Source organism: Fervidobacterium changbaicum (assembly GCF_004117075.1).
GTDB lineage: Bacteria > Thermotogota > Thermotogae > Thermotogales > Fervidobacteriaceae > Fervidobacterium > Fervidobacterium islandicum.
The window spans coordinates 1,308,184-1,329,250 of sequence record NZ_CP026721.1; the positions used below are offsets into that span (position 1 = coordinate 1,308,184).

At 39.8% G+C, this 21,067-nt stretch carries 22 protein-coding genes; 19 read left to right on the plus strand and 3 right to left on the minus strand.

What is annotated here, in order from left to right:
• Positions 1–75 precede the first annotated feature (75 nt).
• Positions 76–1,734, plus strand: a complete 1,659-nt coding sequence (locus tag CBS1_RS06125; protein WP_164969250.1) for an ABC transporter ATP-binding protein/permease — start codon at positions 76–78, stop codon at positions 1,732–1,734.
• 274 nt (positions 1,735–2,008) lie between these two features.
• Here CBS1_RS06125 and CBS1_RS10350 read toward each other — a convergent pair whose 3' ends face one another.
• The 3 genes from CBS1_RS10350 to speD all read right to left on the minus strand — a co-directional run bounded on the left by CBS1_RS10350 (position 2,009) and on the right by speD (position 3,816).
• Positions 2,009–2,167, minus strand: coding sequence for a hypothetical protein (locus CBS1_RS10350; protein ID WP_164969252.1), 159 nt, complete (start codon positions 2,165–2,167; stop codon positions 2,009–2,011).
• 291 nt (positions 2,168–2,458) lie between these two features.
• Positions 2,459–3,325 carry a polyamine aminopropyltransferase gene (gene speE / locus CBS1_RS06135; RefSeq protein ID WP_407918639.1) on the minus strand — a complete coding sequence of 289 codons (867 nt, stop codon included), beginning with the start codon at positions 3,323–3,325 and terminating at the stop codon, positions 2,459–2,461.
• Between the two features lie 68 nt (positions 3,326–3,393).
• The gene (speD, locus tag CBS1_RS06140) at positions 3,394–3,816 is read right to left on the minus strand and encodes an adenosylmethionine decarboxylase (protein ID WP_033192250.1); all 423 of its coding nucleotides are present in this window, start codon (positions 3,814–3,816) and stop codon (positions 3,394–3,396) included.
• Positions 3,817–4,120: 304 nt separating this feature from the next.
• Here speD and CBS1_RS06145 point away from each other — a divergent pair, with 304 nt between their 5' ends.
• From CBS1_RS06145 to CBS1_RS06230, 18 genes are all read left to right on the plus strand, one after another.
• Positions 4,121–4,714, plus strand: coding sequence for a queuosine precursor transporter (locus tag CBS1_RS06145; protein ID WP_090221697.1), 594 nt, complete (start codon positions 4,121–4,123; stop codon positions 4,712–4,714).
• A gap of 17 nt (positions 4,715–4,731) precedes the next feature.
• Entirely contained in the window at positions 4,732–5,502 is a 771-nt protein-coding gene (locus CBS1_RS06150; protein WP_090221699.1) for a lipoate--protein ligase family protein, read from the plus strand.
• Positions 5,499–6,218 (plus strand): 16S rRNA (cytidine(1402)-2'-O)-methyltransferase, encoded by a 720-nt coding sequence (rsmI, locus tag CBS1_RS06155; RefSeq protein ID WP_164969288.1) that lies wholly within the window; start codon positions 5,499–5,501, stop codon positions 6,216–6,218. The genes CBS1_RS06150 and rsmI overlap by 4 nt, the downstream gene beginning before the upstream one ends.
• Before the next feature lie 20 nt (positions 6,219–6,238).
• Complete coding sequence (gene rsmD / locus CBS1_RS06160; protein ID WP_090221702.1) at positions 6,239–6,775, plus strand: 16S rRNA (guanine(966)-N(2))-methyltransferase RsmD; 537 nt, start codon at positions 6,239–6,241, stop codon at positions 6,773–6,775.
• A 41-nt stretch (positions 6,776–6,816) separates the two neighbouring features.
• Positions 6,817–7,464, plus strand: a complete 648-nt coding sequence (locus CBS1_RS06165) for a TIGR00153 family protein (protein WP_090221704.1) — start codon at positions 6,817–6,819, stop codon at positions 7,462–7,464.
• Between the two features lie 44 nt (positions 7,465–7,508).
• Positions 7,509–8,519: an alpha/beta hydrolase gene (locus tag CBS1_RS06170; RefSeq protein WP_241685488.1), complete on the plus strand. Its 1,011-nt coding sequence runs from the start codon at positions 7,509–7,511 to the stop codon at positions 8,517–8,519.
• Between the two features lie 40 nt (positions 8,520–8,559).
• The gene (locus tag CBS1_RS06175; RefSeq protein ID WP_241685489.1) at positions 8,560–9,051 is read left to right on the plus strand and encodes a DUF3242 domain-containing protein; all 492 of its coding nucleotides are present in this window, start codon (positions 8,560–8,562) and stop codon (positions 9,049–9,051) included.
• A 13-nt stretch (positions 9,052–9,064) separates the two neighbouring features.
• Positions 9,065–9,817 carry a ribonuclease HII gene (locus tag CBS1_RS06180; RefSeq protein WP_090221707.1) on the plus strand — a complete coding sequence of 251 codons (753 nt, stop codon included), beginning with the start codon at positions 9,065–9,067 and terminating at the stop codon, positions 9,815–9,817.
• Positions 9,818–9,896: 79 nt separating this feature from the next.
• Positions 9,897–10,535, plus strand: a complete 639-nt coding sequence (gene thyX, locus CBS1_RS06185; RefSeq protein WP_241685582.1) for an FAD-dependent thymidylate synthase — start codon at positions 9,897–9,899, stop codon at positions 10,533–10,535.
• Complete coding sequence (locus tag CBS1_RS06190; RefSeq protein WP_033192257.1) at positions 10,525–10,881, plus strand: hypothetical protein; 357 nt, start codon at positions 10,525–10,527, stop codon at positions 10,879–10,881. The genes thyX and CBS1_RS06190 overlap by 11 nt, the downstream gene beginning before the upstream one ends.
• 40 nt (positions 10,882–10,921) lie before the next feature.
• Entirely contained in the window at positions 10,922–11,743 is an 822-nt protein-coding gene (locus CBS1_RS06195) for a bifunctional 5,10-methylenetetrahydrofolate dehydrogenase/5,10-methenyltetrahydrofolate cyclohydrolase (protein ID WP_090221709.1), read from the plus strand.
• Between the two features lie 25 nt (positions 11,744–11,768).
• A complete protein-coding gene (gene yajC, locus CBS1_RS06200; RefSeq protein ID WP_090221710.1) occupies positions 11,769–12,137 on the plus strand; it encodes a preprotein translocase subunit YajC in 369 nt (122 codons plus the stop codon).
• Positions 12,138–12,159: 22 nt separating this feature from the next.
• Positions 12,160–13,584 carry a protein translocase subunit SecD gene (gene secD / locus CBS1_RS06205; RefSeq protein WP_090221712.1) on the plus strand — a complete coding sequence of 475 codons (1,425 nt, stop codon included), beginning with the start codon at positions 12,160–12,162 and terminating at the stop codon, positions 13,582–13,584.
• Positions 13,584–14,480: a protein translocase subunit SecF gene (gene secF, locus CBS1_RS06210; RefSeq protein ID WP_090221714.1), complete on the plus strand. Its 897-nt coding sequence runs from the start codon at positions 13,584–13,586 to the stop codon at positions 14,478–14,480. The genes secD and secF overlap by 1 nt, the downstream gene beginning before the upstream one ends.
• 99 nt (positions 14,481–14,579) lie before the next feature.
• Positions 14,580–16,529, plus strand: a complete 1,950-nt coding sequence (locus CBS1_RS06215; protein WP_090221716.1) for a sodium-translocating pyrophosphatase — start codon at positions 14,580–14,582, stop codon at positions 16,527–16,529.
• Positions 16,530–17,531 carry a 6-phosphofructokinase gene (locus CBS1_RS06220; protein ID WP_128998124.1) on the plus strand — a complete coding sequence of 334 codons (1,002 nt, stop codon included), beginning with the start codon at positions 16,530–16,532 and terminating at the stop codon, positions 17,529–17,531. It begins immediately after the preceding gene.
• Between the two features lie 279 nt (positions 17,532–17,810).
• Entirely contained in the window at positions 17,811–19,178 is a 1,368-nt protein-coding gene (locus CBS1_RS06225) for an MFS transporter (RefSeq protein ID WP_090221720.1), read from the plus strand.
• A 238-nt stretch (positions 19,179–19,416) separates the two neighbouring features.
• Positions 19,417–20,625 (plus strand): iron-containing alcohol dehydrogenase, encoded by a 1,209-nt coding sequence (locus CBS1_RS06230; RefSeq protein WP_090221721.1) that lies wholly within the window; start codon positions 19,417–19,419, stop codon positions 20,623–20,625.
• The last annotated feature ends 442 nt before the right edge of the window (positions 20,626–21,067 follow it).

Here is a 21,067-nt window from a genome sequence, read left to right on the forward strand (position 1 = left end):
CATAAAGAATAATGCTGTTTTTGGAATTTTTCAATACTTTTAGTTAAGAGAACCATAATGAGGGGGAGAGTTCTTGTGGCAGAATTGAAAAGAGTGATTAGGAATTTTGTTAAGAAAAATATTTTTAAAGTGGTTATTTCAATTACGCTATTCTTAGTAAGTGCCTTTATTAGTGTTTTACCTGCAAAAGTTTATGCACATATAATAAACCAAGGTTTTATGAAAAGTAATCTGAAAATTGTACAGATATCGTGTGGATTATTGATTGGAATATATATCGCACGAGCGCTATTTAGCTATCTGTCTAATAACTATTTAATAGTTTTAGGAAATGAGCTTGTAGCCTCAGTTAAAGAAACAATTTACGAACGTTTGTTCACGTTAGACCTTAATTTTTATGCTGAAAAAGAGATAGGTTATTTAAACACTAGAGTAGAAGAAATATCGAAACTCGATGCTATATTTTCAAATGTTTCCATTTCATTCTTAGCTTCAGTATTAGAATGCTTGTTTACGATTTATATTATTTCTACAATTAGCATAAAGTTCCTAATAATTCTTTTAATTCCGATACCACTTTTGGTGTTTGTTTCATATAGGGTATCGAAGCTTATGGCAGAAAGCTTTAATAAGACCTTTGAGAGTGGTGCACATTATTCTGGGAAGATAAGTGAATCACTAAGAGGTATAGAAAATATAAAGTCGTTGGGACTTGAGGAGCATGAAAAACGTAAAATATCTAACTATAATAAGCAAACATTAGAAAATATTAAGTCGCAGGCAAAAGGTATCAATAAATTCGGTTCTGGAATGAATGTAGTGGGTTCTATAATTTCAGTTTTTATATATCTAATAGGCGGTGTGTTGATAGTACGCAATAATTTATCAATTGGTTCATTTATTGCAGTCTCAATGTATGCTGGTAAATTATACTCACCTTTTTTGGGATATGTTGGAACATATATAATTTTGGCACCTGCATTAGTTTCATTAAAGAGAGTAGCTGAATTGTTTTTTGATGATGCTCCATGTGAAATTTCAAAAGAAAAATATTATCAGTTGTCGGAGATTCATACAATAGAATTCAAGGATATATCAATCTCATATAAAGATAAAGAAGTATTGAGCAATCTCTCGTTAAAAATAAACAAAGGCGATAAAATCCAGATTTTTGGGAAAAATGGTTCGGGAAAAAGCAGTTTAATAAAGGTTTTATTAAAAGTGATTCGTCCGAGCAAAGGAAGAGTTTTTATAAATGATATAGACTATGAACTTATAAGCAAAGAAACCATTTTAAGACACGTGTCCTACGTTCCACAAAAGATTTTCATATTTAACTCAGGCGTTATTCAAAACATAAACTACGGCATAAAGGAGTATTCTAAAGAAAAGCTTTTAATGTTACTCGAAGGTTTGGGATTAACTGAACTCATAGAAAGACTGGAAAAGAGTGGGGATAGCAAAGTTGGGGAAAATGGCTTTAAACTATCGGGTGGAGAAATACAAAAAATTGCGATAGCTCGAGCTCTATTGCAAGATAAAGATATATTTATTTTTGATGAAGCAACGAACAATCTTGATAGAAAATCGATAGAGTTTCTCAAGGATTATATAATGAGGTCAAATAAGACCTGGATTTTAGTTGATCATCAGAATGATTTTACACAGCTGGGGTTTAGGACAATTGACTTAGATAGCTATCAATCCTTTAAAGGGGACAAGATTCCCCTTTGAGGGGTTGGGCTTTCGGCTTCACTGTATGAAACTTACTAAGACATAGGGCTTGATCCCTATCACCTTGACAGTGCTCTCACCTACTCTACGGACTTTCCCTCAGACTTGTCCATACCTACAAACTTTAACATATTAATTGCTTTGTTCAAATCTCTATCAATTTCACTTCCACAGCTCAAACATTTGTACATTTTATCGCTGAGTGTTAACTTTCCATGTTTGTATCCTCAATTTGAACATGGCTTTGATGTTGGCAAATATTAACATTGTCATCTTAGTAGTATATAGCTCTGCATCTATACAAAATGGAACACACTTTCTTGGACATGTCTATTCGTATGTTCTCAAGCATTTCATACCCGTTATGGAGTTTCCTTTCTTCATATGTCTTTTCTTCTATCATCTTTTCACGTATCGGTCGAGCTTTTTCCATGCAAATCACCAATTATTTATACACTAACTGTACCTTTAACTCGATTAACGCACCATTCATCATAATTTCCTAAAGAGGATGTTTTTTCTGGTATGAGCTAACTCCTTACTCTTCCAATTCCCTAAAGAAGATGGGGTTCTCAGTAGCTCAAAGTTACATTTTCCATGGAAATACACTTATCCCCACAACTACAAAGGCGAAAAAAGAAGGACCCTCATTTGAGAGGATCCTTCCTCGATAAAAGACTATACTTCGTCAACAATCAGCAGTGGGAATAATCGTATTGTCCTTTTAATCTTCAATGTATTTCTTAACGAAATTCGGAAGTGCGAATGCAGCTTTGTGAATTTCTTCGTTGTAGTACCTGAGAGGTTCTTTGAAGTTTCTTACCTTTTCTGGGTTGAAATCTTTTATCGGGTCCCAACCGGCCTTTGATGCGTACGTGTAGCTCCAAAGTCCACCTGGGTACGTTGGCATAAAACCAAGGTACATCTTGACAAGTGGGAAGTTGGCTTTGATTCTCTTGTAAGCTGTTGAACCCCATTCCCAATCGTACGTCATACCTTCTGTTTGTGCACAAAGGATACCGTCTTCTTTTAGCGCTTCGTTACAAGCCTTGTAGAATTCAAGTGTGAAGAGGTGACCGCCTTGTCCAGCCGTTGGATCTGTTGAGTCAATTATTATGACATCGAATTCGTTTTTGAACTGTCTGACGAATTTTGAACCATCTTCAAAAACGAGTTCTACTCTTGGATCATTCAGCTTTGATGCGGTGTACGGGAGATATTCCATAGCAGCCCTTACGACCATTTCATCGATTTCGCACATTACAACTTTCTCTACACTTGGATGTTTCAAAACTTCCCTAACGCTGCCGCCATCCCCACCACCGATGACGAGCACTTTCTTTGGATTTGGATGCATGAACATTGGTACGTGGACAAGCATTTCATGGTACATGAATTCATCGATTTCAGTTGTCATCGTGATACCATCCAGTGCAAAGACGCGTCCGTAGAAAGGTGATTCGAATATGTCTATTCTCTGATATGGACTTTGTGCGGAATAAAGCCACCTATTTACCTTCATGAACAATCCACCAGGGTCTCGAGAATACCATTCCATGAACAGCATATGTCTTCCTGGTTTGAGTTCCATCTCTTCCATAGGCATTCCCCCTTATATATAATTTTTATTAGCTTCTTCGTGTCTTTAATTCAACATTCTCAGAGGCTTGCAACAGCCTGCTTTACTTCTTCAATAGTTGCCTTGTGAGATGCGGTCTCAGGAATGCCTATTTCGTCGTATTTTCCACGTAGATGTTCGACTACGTGCGCTCTCTGAGATTTGAAAACCTTCTTAAGATACGTGAATGCTCTCCATGGATCTACGTGGTCACCGCATGTGAATAGGTCAACAGCTGCGTAGCCGTATTCTGGCCAAGTGTGAATTGTCAAGTGTGATTCACTGACCACTACAACACCGCTCACTCCATAGGGGAGGAACCGGTGGAAAGATGAGTTGACGATTGTTGCACCAGCTTCATATGCCGCTTGTTTCATGTGGAACTCAATGGCGTCGATGTTGTCGAGTATCTCCTTGTCGCAGTCATAGAACTCCGCAATGATGTGTCTGCCCAAGCTTTTCATCGTAATCCCTCCCCGTAAGAAATTTTTTTCTACCTTATGTTTTCAGGGTTTCTTGATGTTCACTTAAATGAGCACGTTGTTTCCATATACATTGGCATGTCTATTTAATTGAACACGAAGCGTCAGTATTGCGAACAATATTATATACCCCCTTTAAGAATTTTTTGGTTAAGGTGATGTAACAGTTTGTCTAATTTTTGCGTACCATCACGTTGTGTTGAGGAAGGTTAGATTATAATATTTTGCCTTACCATTTTGAGGAGAAAGTTTTACATAGACGAGACTTTGAAAGGAGAGGTGGATTGTGGACAGGCGAGAGAAAAACGCTATGATTTTAACAACTCTGTTCATCACAGGAATTGTTATTTCAAATGTTATCGCAGCGAAGGTTGTGAAGTTAGGAGTGTTCTTGTTTCCTTCATCAATCGTAAGTTACACGTTCACTTTTATAATCGCGAACATGATGTCAGATGTGGTTGGTAAAGAACGTTCAAAGTTTCTCGTTTTTATGGGATTTCTTGCTCAAGCGACTGCAAGTGGTCTCATTTTGCTCGGGTTGTTTCTTCCTTCAGCAAGTATCGAACGAGGAGAAGCTTACCGCTTGCTTCTGGGGATTAACTGGAGATTCACGCTTGCCAGTCTTGCCGCGTATGGAACTTCTCAGCTTATGAACTATTATATATTCAATTCCAAATTTTTCAGGAAAGCATCCGTTGCTAATTTGGTCTCTGTGCTAATTGCACAATTTTTTGATACACTGATCTTCACTATTGTGGCTTTTGTGGGTGTATACAATCAATTGTTTAATATGGTGTTGTCTCAATATGTGATAAAGATTATAATAGTGTTAGTGACAAATCCGATATTCCTCTTGACTAAAAAACTAAAGGGTGAATAAGCTAAGGAGCTGATATTTTGTACATTTTTGAAACCTACGGCTTCAAAGGTTCAAAGAACATGGCAATAGATGTTACACTCGGCCAAATTGCAAATGAACTGAACGATGCGATCTTGAGGTTCTACACATGGGAGGTTCCAACTCTTTCGCTTGGGAAACACCAAAAAGCGGATGATGTGGATTTTGAATATATTGAGAAAAATGGCTTTGACTTAGTTCGAAGACCTTCAGGTGGACGTGCAGTTCTCCATTGGGATGAAGTGACTTATTCAATAGTTATTCCTAACGGTCATGAACTTTTCAAATATGGTGTGCTTGAGCTGTATAATTTGATTTCTAAAATCATTGTGAACGGGCTCAATAGACTTGGATATCCCGTTGAATTAACGGAAGGTAAAAATAAGCCAGTCAGCCATGTATGTTTCCAAGTGCCTTCTACGTATGAGATAACACTCAACGGTATTAAAGTCGTTGGGAGTGCGCAGACTCGCACTCAAGATTACATACTTCAACACGGTTCGATAGTACTTATCCCCCATGAAGAAATAAAGCATTGCTTTAGGAGCACAAAAACACTTGATATACCTTTGATAGGCTTGTACAATTACGCCCGTAGGGAATTTTCAGAGATAGTTAAGAGCTTGAAAGAATCGTTCGAGGATTATTTTGGTGACGGGAAAGAATTTGACGAGGACACAAAAGAGAAGATTTTAGAAAACAGCAGGGTTCTTGAAGAAAGATTTTTGGTTCGAAAACCTGAAGTTTCAAAAGAGGAAGTGGGAGCATAAATCCTAATGGTCTTGGTGTGCTGTATATTGTAGGAACACCGATAGGGAATCTCGGGGATATCACTATCAGAGCTCTTGAGGCCTTGAGAAGCGTTGATTTGATAATTGCTGAAGATACTCGTAGAACTCTTCATTTACTTTCGCACTATGGGATTTCAAAGCCTTTGGAATCATTCAATGAAAGAAATTCTTTTAGAAAAATAGATCATATCATCGAACTGCTAAAATCAGGAACCAAAATCGCACAGGTTTCTGATGCTGGAATGCCGGTGGTTTCAGATCCAGGTTGGAACCTTGTTAAGAGATGTCACGAAGAAGGGATAAAGGTTGAGGTGATCCCAGGGCCAAGTGCACTGACAAGTGCCATAGCACTGAGTGGTTTCCAAGGGACTTATTTTTACTTCATCGGTTTCATGCCCAAGGACAAAAACAGAAGAAGACTATTGAGAAAAATCAAGGACGATGAGCTCATTGAACGGTTCGTGTTTTTCGAAAGTCCTGAAAGATTGAAAAAAACCTTAGAAGACATCTACAAAATCCTTGGAGATTGTAAAGTGTTCATCGCAAGGGAACTGACAAAACTCCACGAAGAGCACTTCTACGGAACAGTTTCTCAAGCTATGAATTATTTCGACAAGGTAAAAGGTGAGATTACCGTTGTCGTAGAGAAATCGGAAATTCCAGAAAGTAAAGAAGAATTGGAAGAAGATAGTTGAAAAGATAGGAGAAGAACGATATGCTAAAGGTAGAAACGGGTGAATTAAAAGGTAGAACAATTGCCACGGTCCCAGATCCCAGAACGAGGTACACATCAGCAATAATAAGAAGAAGCCTTGCAAATATGGTAGATTTTGAAGGAAAGGTGTGCTTGGATATATGCGCCGGTAGTGGTATTGTTGGTATAGAGATGTTGAGCAATGGAGCAAAGCATGTGACTTTTGTTGACGCATCGAGTGTGTCGATAGCAACGATAAAGAATAACGTTAAGAGATTGGGGTTAGAAGAAAGGGTTGATATAAGGAAAATGGATGCGCGCCGGTTTTTGGAATCTCACACCGGCGTTTTTGATGTCATTTATTCAGATCCACCGTACGAGTTAGGGCTTGTTGACGAGATTGTTTCTCGTGTGCATATGGTTATGGGAGTCGATTCAGTTTTCATACTTCAGTGTTCAAAAAGAGAAAAGCCGAGTGAGAGCGCAATTGAAAAACTGAGAATTGTAAAGGAAAAGGACTATGGTGATACTTTGTTGATTTTCTTTGAAAAGTCGTAAAATTTGGGAAAATCGTGGTATAATTGTTTGGGGGTGTTAGTATGCCATTTTCATTTGCGAGGAAAGAGAAAGAAGTAATAGAACGTTTACTAGATTTATCTAGAAAGACTGTAGAAGCAAGTACCACGTTGAAAGAATTTTTTGTGTGCTACTTTGAGGACAGATGTGATGGAACTCAGAATTATTTTTCGAGTATTAAACGTATCGAACATGAAGCAGATGAACTTAGAAGAGGAATTATATCGGAGATTTACAAGGGGTTGTTCCTACCGGACATGCGTGAGGTCATACACTCATTAACGGAAGGTGTTGATAAGATCGTTAACAAGTGTGAGTCTGTAAGCAAGATAGTGGATTATCAACATCCCGACGTCCCAGATGAACTAAAAGAGAAAGTGATTAAACAGTTGGAGTGTGCTGTCAAAGCCGCGGAATCTTTTGTGAAAGCAGTGGAAAAGCTATTCGATAACCTTGACGAAGTCCAACATTACGTAATTGAGGTTGAGAGATTTGAACACGACGAAGACGTGGTTGAAGAAGAGTTACTGAGAGCGATATTCAGCAAGGATATACCACTTGCTGAGAAGATGCAGTTGAAAGAATTGGTTATTAACATAGGTGATATAGTCGACAGGACAGAGGATGCCTCAGATATATTGGAGGTATTGCTATTAAAAATCGCCTACTGATATTCAGTAGTTCTGTTATTGCTTTTCTTGTTTTTACAACATTCTTGCTTACGTTTTTTTCAGTTCTTGCTTTCGCCCAACCAGAAGAAGCAGAAGAGATAGGAACATACTATGTGTACTACAACTCTTTAATTCCAGTTTACAAAACGCTCTATAAGATAGAGCCTTTCTTCGAGTATTCGAAGATAGTTGAGTACAAATGGAAAAGGCCTGTAGCACGACTTGTTGAAATCAGAGAACCAAAAATTAATGAGCCTTCTGTAGTTTTAATTCCAGGGATGGATCCCAACGAGATAAACGGAGAATGGACGGATTACAAAAGGTATTTTGTTGATACGTGGAAAAGATGTCTACCGGAAAAATACGGGCTTTATGTTTTTATTTATACGTCGCTGGACGTTCCACTGGAAGAAAGTGCCGAGAAACTTACTCAGGAAGTTCAAAGGTTAGCTTCATCTGGCAGTGGGAGCTCCAAGTTCAATTTTTACGCCCACAGTATGGGTGGATTATTGTTGAGGTACGCACTGCAGCATGAGGGTTTTTTAAAACATGTTAATAAGATAGTCTTTGCTGGAACGCCACATATAGGTTCTCCATTTGCGAATTTTGTAGTGATGAACAAGAAACTCCTGAAGCTTAGAAACGATTGGAACTATCTGAAAGCGATCTTAATCACCGCAAATTTGGCAAGTGTATTTATAGAAGCACCAAATTATCGATACCTAACATACAAAAGAGAACATCCCGGAATTCCTGAGGGTGTTGAATTTGTGAACTTCGCAGCGGTGATAAGGCAGAGCAATGAACTGATTGTACAGAATATCTTAAAAACCGAGCCGTTTTCGAGTGCAGCGATGGTCTTTTTGAACTCGGTAAGTAAAATCGTATTTCCTGAGGGTGAATTCACTGAAAATGATGGTATGGTACCATTGATTAGCGCTACTGCTTTTGGAAAGAGCGAGATTTTCGAAGGTTTTGACCATGCAGATTTTATTTTGAGTGATATAATTGTAAGGAAAGCAATTGAGTTTTTCTACAATGAGAAAGAATTTTAAAATAACAGGTGAACGAAAAAGAAGGTGATGGGGTTTGCAAGTGAGAAAGCTTAGAAGAACGATGAGCTTTATTGCGGTTTTTGTAGTAACGTTTATACTCTCATCTTGTTCGATCCCATTTGTCCCGGAAGTTCCTCCGGGAAGTTACTCTGTTGAAGCAGCTATAAATGTAATTGCAAATAAGTATATGTTGATGGATACTGGTTGGATAAACGGGTTTGGCGATATGGAACTTGGAGAAGGTAGGTACGCAACGTTTGATGGCGTCGATGGTTTTCTTATGGTTTTTAGATACGACGATTTTGAACAAGCAAAAGACGCGTGGAATAAGATAACAAAAAAGTACGGTAATCCTTTCAAACTGAAGTATTTGAAAATAAACATGGGCACTTATGGTGTCTTTACAATTCGTTTAGAAAATACGGACCTGTATTGCTGGTACAAAGAGAATTGGCTTTTCATCGTCACCGGAGACAAGATAGAGAGGTTTGTGATGGATATAAACAATATCTACAAAACCATAAAAAAGTAAACAAAGGTGAAGTATGACATTTGTTGAAGAAAACGATTCAGTGCGGTTGTTTGGAGACAAACCTAAGATCGATTACACCGTAATTGGAGTTGACGAGGCAGGACGTGGACCGCTATTTGGACCTGTTGTGGCAGCGGCGGTTTATTTTGATGAAGGCGTTAATATCGAGGGAATTGCCGACAGTAAGAAGTTAAATGAAAAGCACCGAGAAAAACTGTACAACGAGATTTTTCTTCATGCCAAATTTGGTCTGGGACTTGCAACACCTGAGGAGATAGACTTATACAACATATTTCATGCCACTGAACTTGCGATGAACAGAGCTCTTGAGATATTGAGCCAGTTCGTTGAAATTAAGAATGTCTTCGTTGATGGGAAGAATTTAAAACTGAACTTTCCTGCTGTGTGTGTTGTCAAAGGAGATGCTAAGATTTATCAGATCTCTGCGGCATCGATACTGGCGAAAGTTACACGTGATAAGATTATTGAGAAGTTTCATGTTCAGTATCCAGAGTACAATCTGATACATCACAAAGGATATCCAACAAAGGAGCATATAGACCTTTTGCAAAAATACGGTCCGACACCTTTTCACAGGTTAACTTTTGAGCCGGTGCTTGAATTGTTGTCAGTAGAGCTGCTTGATGATTGGTTTAGCAGAGGATTAATTAGCGAGATTAGGTACAGACATCTTTTAAATTTACTGGAGGTGGACCTCTTTGGCACAATCAGAACACCTAAACGAAAAAAAAGAATTGGAAAATGATAGCTCAAATAGTGCGCAACTTGAGAGCAATTTGTTTGAAGCAAAGGTTTTAGATAAAGGATTTGTACGTCTTGTTGACATGATGGGGGACGATTACGCAGCGGTAAAGGCTGCGCGCGTTTCATATGGCCAGGGGCTCAAAACTCCCGAGCGCGATAGGGCTTTGATATTTTACTTAATGGAGCATGGTCACGAGACACCTTTTGAGCACATAGTCTTTACTTTCCATGTTAAAGCTCCGCTTTTTGTAGCAAGGCAGTGGTTTAGGCACAGGATAGGCTCCTTCAATGAAATAAGTCAAAGATACACGGAAATTAAGGAAGAAGAATTTTACATCCCTGAGAACGTTCGCGTCAATGTTCCGGAAGACAGACAAAAGGCAGTTCCTGTGGAGGACGAAGAGTTATTGGAAAAAGCCAGAAGTTTAATGGTAAAGTCTTTTGAGGACAGTTACAGCACTTACAAAGAGTTGCTGGCCTTAGGAGTAGCAAGGGAATTAGCAAGGATAGTGCTTCCCCTGTCAACTTACACTCAGTTTTACTGGACAGTTAACGCACGAAGTCTGATGAATTTTTTGAATCTTCGTGCTGATTCTCATGCGCAGTGGGAAATTCAGCAATATGCCATTGCCATAGCGAGAATGTTCAAAGAAAAATGTCCTTGGACGTATGAGGCTTTTACGAAATACGCTTACAGGGGTGATCTACTTGAAGCTTAGAGAAGTTTTGGAACTTGTAAATGGTAGAGTTGTTGCACCGGAAAATGCGAATTTGGATATTGAAATTTCCAAAGTTGCCGCATCAGATCTTATGAGCGATGTCTTGGCTCTCAGTGAGCCAGGTTCTTTGCTTGTAACAGGACTTGCAACACCGCAATGTGTGAGAACAGCAGGTGTTGTTGGTATACCTGTGGTTTTAATTGTGAGAAATAGAGATATCATGCCTGAGACAATAAAAGCTGCTGAACTTTCGGGCGTTGTATTGTGTGTTACAAAAAAAGGTATGTACGAAGTTTGTGGTATACTTTATTCTGCAGGGCTACAACCTGTTTTTAATCAGGGATGAAGAAATAAACTTTATTTAAGAATTTAAGAGGTGGAAGACTATGCTTTTGAATTTAGAACCGCTTTATTCGTCAATTGTTGAAAATATAAAAGAGCGTATCTCAAAGCTGTCAAGACCACCAAAGCTTGCAGCTGTTACGTGTCAACCAGATCCCTCTACGATAAGTTATTTAAAAAGTCAAGAAAAACAAGCAAAACGTCTCGGAATCGAGTTTGCTGTATACGAGGCACCGAAAACCTCGGATTTAAAGTTGCTCTTACCGAAGCTTTCTGCAGATGATACAGTTAATGGTATATTCTTAACTCACCCTCTGCCCGCCGATATTTCGGAATTGGAGGCAGTGTCGTTGATTTCGCCAGAAAAAGATGTGGAAGGTAGGAATCCTATTAGCCTTGGTAACATCTTGTACGATAACCCTATCTTCCCACCCTGTACTGCCGAAGCTGTCTTGAGGATTATTAAATACCTTACAAATCCATCTGGGAAGAGAATCACGGTGATTGGAAGGAGTGTGACTGTTGGAAAGCCACTTGCGATGTTACTTTTGCAGAAAGGCGTAGATGCTACGGTTACCGTATGCCACTCGAGAACTAAGGAACTTGCCGAGTTAACGAAGAGCTCGGAGATAGTGGTCGTTGCTATTGGAAAGGCAAAAGCACTTAGTAAAGAATACTTCAATCCAGGAACACTAGTTATAGACGTTGGTATAAACGTTGAAGGTGATGAAATATACGGAGATGTGGACCCATCCGTTTCGGAATTTTGCGACCTCACACCGGTTCCTGGAGGGGTAGGCAGGATAACGACACTTGTTCTAATGGAGCATACAGTTAAAGCAGCCGAAATGGCAAGAAAATATTGATATATACACTTAGGAGGTGTTTAAGGTGAAGTTAGTATTTGCGGGAGCACCGGATGCAGGTGCAGCATCAACGGGAACACAAACAAGTGCATCAGGAGCCATGATGCAGATGTTAATAATGCTCCTGATATTCTTTGCGATGATGTATTTTTTGGTCATCCTTCCACAAAGAAGGAGAGAGAAAGAGTTCAAACAGATGATTGAGAGTTTGAAGAAAGGTGACACGATCATCACAACCGGTGGAGTTGTTGGAAGAATAGTCGATATCAAGAAAGACGTAGTGAAAATCAAGAGCGCAAACTCAACAGAACTCGAAATTCACAAGGCTTACATAGCGAAGGTTATTAAAGAGAAAGAAGAGACAAAAGAAGAAGAAACAGATTCCAAAGACTAAGTATTCGGGGGAGGGTTTACAGATGCGCTCAGATCGTGTAAGACTCATAGTCTCACTTGCTCTACTTGTAGCAGCGATTGTTGTCATGCTCCTACCAGGAGGACGACCAGCAACAGGTTTTGCTAAACTTTTTAGTCGCATTAAACTTGGTTTGGACCTCAGTGGTGGTGTAAGACTTGAGTACAGAGTTGATATCGAGAAAGGAACGGAGAATCCAGCGGCGGTTGTCGATGATGTTTGGACAGTTCTTAGAAACAGGCTTGATTCGGCAGGATACACTGAAGCGGTAATTAAGAAAAGCTTCAGGGAAAATAATTCATTCATAATCATAGAAATACCTGATGCAACTGATACATCGGCAGCGGAAAAGCTTGTCGGTTCTACTGGTGTACTTTGGTTTGGTCAGTCAATTGACGAAAGAGATTACGACCCAACGACAAATCCCGATGATGTAAACCTTGCGCTAAGGGAAGGGGCAGAGTGGTATTCCGACAAGGATGGTAAGAAGTGGTATTTAATAAAGAAAGAGATAAACAACAGAAAAGACTTGGTGTTGACTGGTCCAAGAGTTGTTGAAGCAGTTCCAACGATTGATCAAAAAGGTGTTGCAAATTACGTTGTGTCGTTTACACTTGACAGACAATACGTTGAGATATTCAAACAGATCACAAAAGAACTTTACGTCCCAGAGCAAGTGTTAAATGCTGGTACAACTCAATACCAGCTTGCTTTGAAAAAGAGACTTGCAATTGTACTTGATGATAAGGTTCAGTTTGTTGGATTCGTAGTTAGCCCAATCGAAGATGGGAAAGGGCAAATCAGAGGTAACTTCACATTTGAGCAAGCAAGAGAGCTTGCGGCAATCTTGAGAAGTGGTGCTTTACCGGCCAGACTCGAAAAAACGTCTGCGAGTCTTGTTACACCAACACTTGGTAAAGACGTACTGCAGCAATCACTCAGAGCGGGTATAATAGGAACCATCATAGTCATGGTGTATATGCTCATTTTCTATGGAGTCATGGGCATTGTGGCAATCATTGGTATATTCTACGCACTGGTACTGATATTCGGCTTCCTTGCAGGAACCGGAGCTATATTGACACTCCCTGGTATCGCAGGTATTATTTTCACCATTGGAACACTTGTTGACGGTAACATAATCATTTATGAAAGAATCAAAGAAGAAATGAGAAATGGAAAAACTCCAAAAGCAGCTATCGAAATTGCATTCTCAAGATCATTCTGGACACTCTTTGATGCGAACCTTACAACAATCATTGCTGCGTTGTTCTTGTACTACTTTGGAACAGGAACTATAAAGGGCTTTGCAATTACAACGATCGTTGGTATCTTCGCAGCAATGTTTATGAACCTTGTCTTCAGCAAATTCTTGCTTGATGGAGTATCTGGAGCTATCAGAGTTAGAAAAGCAGGGGGTGCTCAATAATGAAAATCAATTTTGTCGGTAAAAGATATTATTTCATAGCACTTTCTCTTGTTTTGATTGTTGTATCTGTCATAAGTATCTTCACAAAAGGCTTTAATGTTGGTCTTGAATTCATCGGTGGTAGCGAAATCATAGTTAAGACGTCACAAAAGTTATCTGTTTCTGATGTGAGAGCTAAGATTTCAGAGCTTGGTCCAGAATTTAAAAATGCAAGGATTATAGAAGTTCACGCCCTCGGTCAAGCAGAGCAGAAGACATTTTCAATAGTTGTTTCCCCAAGGGATAAAAATGGGGCGCTAAGAACATACAAACCAGATGAAAAGGTAGAAATTTCCAACAAGATATCTGAAATTCTCAATGGAGAAGTCGTATCATTCAATGAAGTTAGTGGCGATGCTGTGAATGAGATCAAAAACCTAACATGGAAAGCCGTTGTCTTCACACTACTCGGTATACTTGTGTACGTCGCTCTTAGATTCAAACTCGCATTTGGAGTAGGTGCAGTTCTTGCACTCATTCATGACGTGGTGATTACACTTGGATTTTTCTCCATTTTCGGATTCGAAATGAACATAGCTGCGATAGCGGCGATACTCACGCTTGTTGGTTATTCTGTGAATGACACAATTATTGTGTATGACAGGATAAGAGAATTCGGAAGAAAGTTCAGAGGAAGAGACATGGCATCGATAGTCAATGACAGTATAAATTCAGTCATAATCAGAACGATAAATACCTCTCTGACGACTTTCTTCGTCGTCCTTATGCTCCTTTTATTCTCAACCGGTAGTATTAAGTCATTTGCATTTGGAATGACCATAGGCGTAGTAATCGGGACGTATTCTTCAATATTCATCGCATCACCGATAGTAATTAAATGGGTTAAGTCCATATAATTGAACTCCAAATACAGCACGGGGGCACCACGTGCCCCCTTTTTCTAATGATTTCTCGAGTATGCAATTAAAAACACAACGTACAATGGAGGTGAGATCTTGGCACTTCTGTTTTCCTCTATATTAGCCGGTTTAGTTTTGATTATCTACCTAACGCTCACTGTGTTAGACAAGAGCCCTGGAAACGAAAAGACTGAAAAGATTTCCCGTATCATCCAGAAAGGTGCGCGTTCCTTTCTCATGCAAGAGTACACAGTCTTCTTCCCAATAGTTTTTGCACTTGCTATTCTCTTTGGCTTTTCTTCAGGATGGACAAAAGCAACAGCATTTGTAATAGGTTCTGTTTTTTCCGTTCTTGCAGGTTTCTTCGGAATGACTATTGCGACAAAATCAAACGCAAGAACTGCCTGGGGAGCGACAAGAAGCATAGGCGAAGCGCTCGATATTGCCTTCTCTGGTGGAGCAGTTATGGGACTTGTCGTCTCTGTGCTTGGACTTTTGGGATTGGGAGTTGTGTACTTGCTCTTCGGACTTGAGGAAATCAGCTTTTACTCGCTTGGTGCTTCGTTTGTTGCACTCTTTGCACGCGTTGGTGGTGGTATCTACACAAAGGCTGCTGATGTTGGTGCGGATATTGTAGGAAAAGTGGAAGCAAATTTGCCAGAAGATGATCCTAGAAATCCAGCCGTTATAGCTGATAACGTTGGTGACAACGTTGGTGACGTTGCTGGCATGGGAGCAGACCTCTACGAATCTTACGTTGGGTCGATTTTCTCGGCAATTGCCCTTGGATATGCCTTGTTCGGTGAAAAAGGAATATTAGACACACTTTACATAATCTCATTCGGACTTCTCGCGTCCATTATTGCAATCGTATTTGTGAAAATTCTTTCCAAGCTTAATACAGAACCTGCAAAGGCTTTAAGATTAGGTACTATTAATGCAAGCGTTGTCTTTTTGGTAATTTCTTTTGCTTATTCCATTATGGAGAAGAATTTGAATCTATTTTGGACGGTCCTTGTTGGTAACATCGTAGGCGTGCTCATAGGTCTCATTACCGAGTGGTACACATCTGGTAAAAAAGTTGAAAAGCTGGCTCACTCCGCAGCAATGGGACCAGCGAACGTCATAATTAGTGGAACTGCACTTGGAATGGAATCAACGGCGGTAATAACTATACTTATCGCACTGGGCACTTACATTTCCTACCGCTTATCTGGACTCTATGGTATTGCCATGGCTGGCGTAGGTATGCTTGCAACACTTGCGATGAACCTTTCAGTTGATGCGTATGGTCCTATTGCAGATAACGCTGGTGGGATTGCACAGATGGCTGGTTTGGACAAAAGTGTAAGGGAAATTACTGACAAACTCGACGCGCTTGGAAATACTACGGCAGCTATGGGAAAAGGATTTGCAATAGGTTCAGCCGCTCTTACTGCAATTGCGCTATTTGCAAATTTCGGTTCTGCTGCCCATGTACAAAGTATCCAGCTCCAAGATCCAAAAATGTTCATCGGTGCGCTAGTTGGTGCTATGCTCACGTTCTTTTTCTCCGCACTTACAATGAACGCCGTTGGTGATGCTGCAAACGATATGGTTGAAGAGATAAGAAGGCAAATTCGAGAAGTACCCGGTATTTTATCTGGAACAACAGAACCAGACTACGAAAGCTGTATAAAGATAGCCACAAAAGGTGCGCTTAAAAGAATGGTTACACCTGCCGTATTAGCAATAGCTGCTCCCATAATACTCATGATAGGCTTAGGTGTCCAGGCGGTTGTTGGTCTATTGATCGGTGCTACAGTTACCGGTGTTGCACTTGCTATATTCATGGCGAATTCCGGCGGGGCATGGGACAACGCGAAAAAGTACGTCGAAGAAGGTCACCTTGGCGGTAAAGGTTCATTTGCTCACAAAGCTACTGTCGTTGGTGACACTGTAGGTGATCCATACAAAGACACAGCAGGACCTTCTTTGAATATCCTTGTCAAACTTATGGCGATAACATCAATAGTATTCTACTCAATAGTGGGGAGGTGGCTATAAATGAGAAGGATAGGAGTTCTTTCTGTCGGGAATGACTGTCCTGGTTTAAACCCTGCAATTAGGTCAATCGTAGTGAATGCTATAGAACAAGAAATAGAAGTGATGGGCATAAGGGACGGATTCGAAGGATTGCTTAACGATAAAGTTGATATTTTGATTAGGAACAACGTTTCCGGTATACTTCACCAAGGCGGTACCATACTTGGAACATCGCTCTTCATACCAGAGAAAGATGAAGAACTAATAGCGATTAAGAACAAAACAACACAGTACGGCATAACTGGTTACATCATTCTTAGAGGAAGGAATGCCGTTAGAAGTGCACTGAATTTGCAAAAATACGGAATTCCATCGATAATTGTTCCAGCAACAATAGATAACGACCTTTCATTTACAGACTTTTCCATCGGCTTTATAACAGCTCTTGAACACGTAACCCAAGCGCTTGATATAATCCATTCAACTGCAGAGTCACACCACAGAGTGATGATTGTAAAAACGATGGGAGCACCTGGTGGTTGGCTTGCCACATTTGGAGGACTCGCCGGTGGTGCCGATTTCGTTATAACAAGCTCGGATGTACTTAATCCAAAGGAACTCTTAGCTACAATACAGCACCGGTATGAAAGTGGAAAGAGATTCTCGATAGTCGTTGTCGAAGATGGTGTTAAACTGCCAGACGAAATCATCGATGAATGTAAATGCTCGCACGAAACAGACCCTGCGGAGGTTGTTGGACTATACATCGGGAAAAAACTGAACCTTGAGTGGAGGTACACAAACCTTGGCTACATCCAAAGAGGTGGAACACCTGCTGCTATAGACAGAATCATAGCGACACAATTAAGTGCGCGTGCTGTGGAACTTGTAAAAATAGGAAAATTCTACCATGCGGTAGGAGTTAAAGGATTCGTTGTTACAGAGGTCCCTTACAGCGACACATTGCTTAATGTTAGACCTGTTGATTACTACATAAAACAATTAGCCAAACTTTTCTACTGATCGCAATTGAACGAAAAATCCGATAAGAGACAGCGGTGGCGTAAGCCACCGTTTGCTTTTTGGATAAGTTAAATAACGATTAATTAAAGAAATAAGAGCACTGTGGAGTAAACTTGAAAAATCTCTACAAAACATTGAATTAATGCTTCATTTTCGTTTTTCTAAAAAATTGTAAGGAGATTAATTTAAATGATATAATGATTCCAGTATCGGTAACGTTACCAATAAATATAACAAGGGTATTTTTTCAGAGAATTTCCGAAAGGGGTGCAGGGGAAAATGGCTGAAAAATTGCCTTTATGGAAAAAGTGGATGTACGCTTTGGGGCAGCTTGGGTGGTCGCTTACGAGCTTTGCGATTGGGAACGCTCTGATTTACTTCTACATGCCTCCTGAGGGGGTCAACATCCCGAAGTACATAACCAGGGGTGCAGTTTGGGCTGGTTTGACCATTGTAGGGCTTGTTCTGGGGATTTCAAGACTTTTCGATGCGATAACGGATCCCTTGGTGGCTACCTTGTCTGACAGGAGCAAGATGAAACTTGGCAGAAGAAGAGGATTTCTTGCTATCAGTGTCCTACCTTTTGCTTTACTTTCGTTCCTGCCATTTTTTCCACCGTCATCCAATTACACTATCAATACAATATGGCTATTTACAACCGTAATCGCTTTCTACTGGTTTATGACAATGTACGTGACTCCATTTTTTGCGTGGATGAGTGAGCTTGGCCATGACCCTGATGAAAGGCTTGGACTAAGCACAATGATTTCAATCACGTGGGCTCTTGGTTTTGTACTCGGGACTCAAATCTATCTTTTCCAAACAATGCTGGAAAATCACGGATTTACACCTGCCAAAGCATTTCAAACGGTTACCGTACTGTATGGTATCATCGGCTTCATATTCATGTTATTACCAATCGTATTTATCGACGAAAAGCGCTACTGCGAACAGCATACGGTCAACGAAGGTGGTTTAGAAGCAATTGTCACAGCGTTCAAAGAAAAGCATTTCGCCATTTTCGTTATCCAAGACCTTCTTTACTGGATAGGACTAACCGGCATAAGCCTTGGCCTTGTATATTACGTTACGGTACTTTTGAAACTTCCAAAGGAGCAAGCATCTCAAGTGCAAATGATAATGTTCCTCTTGTCATTCCTTTTCTACGTTCCAGTGAACTTCTTAACCAAGAAACTTGGTAAGAAGCAGGTCCTTATGGTTGGTTTTCTCGTATTTGCAGTCAACTTTGGCTTTGCAGCACTCTTAGGTAAACTCAACTTTTCACCGTATGTTCAAAGCTACATTGTGGCCATCCTTGCAGCCATCCCTCTTGCGATATTTGGTATTCTACCAAATGCAATGGTCGCCGACATTGCAGAAGCACACGGTAGAAAGACAGGGAACTATAAGGCCGGAGTTTTCTTCGGTGCCAGGACATTCATGCAAAAGATGGGACAAACAATCGCAGGACTAGTATTTCCATCGATCTACATTCTCGGCAAAAACGAAATCAACGAATTCGGCTTAAGAGTAAGCGCTATCATTTCGTTGGCTTTAATGATGCTCGGATATATCGTTATGCTGTTTTACAATGAGAAAGAAATACTTGAAATACTGAAAACAAAACTTGCAACGGAAAAAGAATAGGTGCGTCGAAAACGAAAAAACAAAGTAAATACCAAGTTTTATTTGCCCCTATATCTGTGATTATATCACGCGATATAGGGGCTTATTTAACACATCTTTTTTGAGAATATTTTCACAAATCATCTTGACATTCCGTAGTTACAGTGATAAAATAACAACTGGAATGTGAAAAAAATCACGACTGGGCAGAGTGATTATCTATAAGTTGGAGTGACTATTTGTAAGGAGGTTAGGACGCATGTTTGAAAGAAAGGTGAACATTTACAACGTTTTTGAATTGAGATGCAAAACAACATGTTACTTTGGTGTTGGCGCATTGCAGAAGATGAAAGATATTTCCGAGTATCTTTCAGTACGTGGTTTGAAAAAAGTGATAGTTGTGACTGATCCTGTTGCCTACAAAGTAACTAGTGCGTGGGAAGTTGTTATAAAGTACTTCAAAGAATACGGTATAGAATACGTACTGTACGATAAGGTTACACCAAATCCGACAGTTGAACAGATAGACGAAGCAACGAAGCTTGGAAAGGAATTTGGAGCTCAGGTTGTGTTTGGTATAGGTGGAGGTAGCCCAATAGACACTGCAAAAAGTGTTGCAGTGCTTTTAGAATACGAAGAAAGAACAGGTGCAGAACTCTACGAAGGAAAATTCCTTCCTGAGAAAGCTAAACCGATTATTGCAATAAACACAACGCATGGTACAGGTACGGAAGTGGACAGATTTGCTGTTGCATCGATACTTGAAAAAGAATACAAACCTGCGATTGCGTACGATTGTATCTATCCACTATTCTCTATTGATGACCCACAGTTGATGGTCACACTTCCCTACAAACAGACACTTTACACAACAATAGATGCGCTTAACCACATAACTGAGGCATCGACAACGCTTTCCAGGAATCCGTATTCGATATTGCTTGCAAAGGAAACAGTCAGACTTATTGCAACATACCTACCACAAGCACTAAGTAATCCGAATGATTTAAATGCCAGATACTGGCTACTCTATGCCTCTGCAATTGCCGGTATTTCTTTCGACAACGGACTACTCCACTTCACACACGCACTTGAGCATCCACTTAGTGCAGTAAAACCAGACCTTGCACACAGACTTGGACTTGCGATGCTCCTTCCTGCAGTTGTAAAAGAAATATATCCTTCCGTTGCTGAGATACTCGCTGAAGTGTACGAACCGATAGTTCCAGGTCTTGAGGGAAAGCCAGGAGAAGCTGAAAAAATTGCAAAAGGAATTGAAGATTGGCTATTTAACATGGGTGTGACGGAAAAGCTTGAGGATGTTGGATTCAATGAAGAACATGTTGAAAAACTAACGGATCTTGCGATGACCACACCATCTTTGGGACTATTGCTCAGCCAGGCACCTATTAAGGCGGAGAGGGAGGTTATAAGAAGAATATATAAGACTTCTCTGAAGAAAATATGAAGAACAAGGAAAAACAAAACCGGGGAGCCACACCCGGTTTTGTTTTTTGTCTTACGATATTTTTTATACTCTTGATTCGAAGAATTCAGAGATTTCGAAGATTCGCCTTCACTATTTCTAAGATGTAATGGCAGATATCTACAACCTCCACATAGTCTATATTTGACTTGTTTTCGTCCAATTTTGTTGATATGAGTAACTTTTTATTTTTAACAGTTAAACTTATTCAATCGTACTTTAAGAAATGTTTCTTTAAGTCGTACGGAATTTCTTCTATAAACTCTGGTGGTTTAACAATGAAAAGTTTTGAAAAATCGTCTGTTTTAGAACTCAAAAGAGAAAAATTAGTACTACGCGGCGCGATTACGAATTCTGGTAAGCCTGTATTTAAACCTTCTAAAAGGTAACAAAAAAATTTTTAAGATGAATTATTATCAACTGT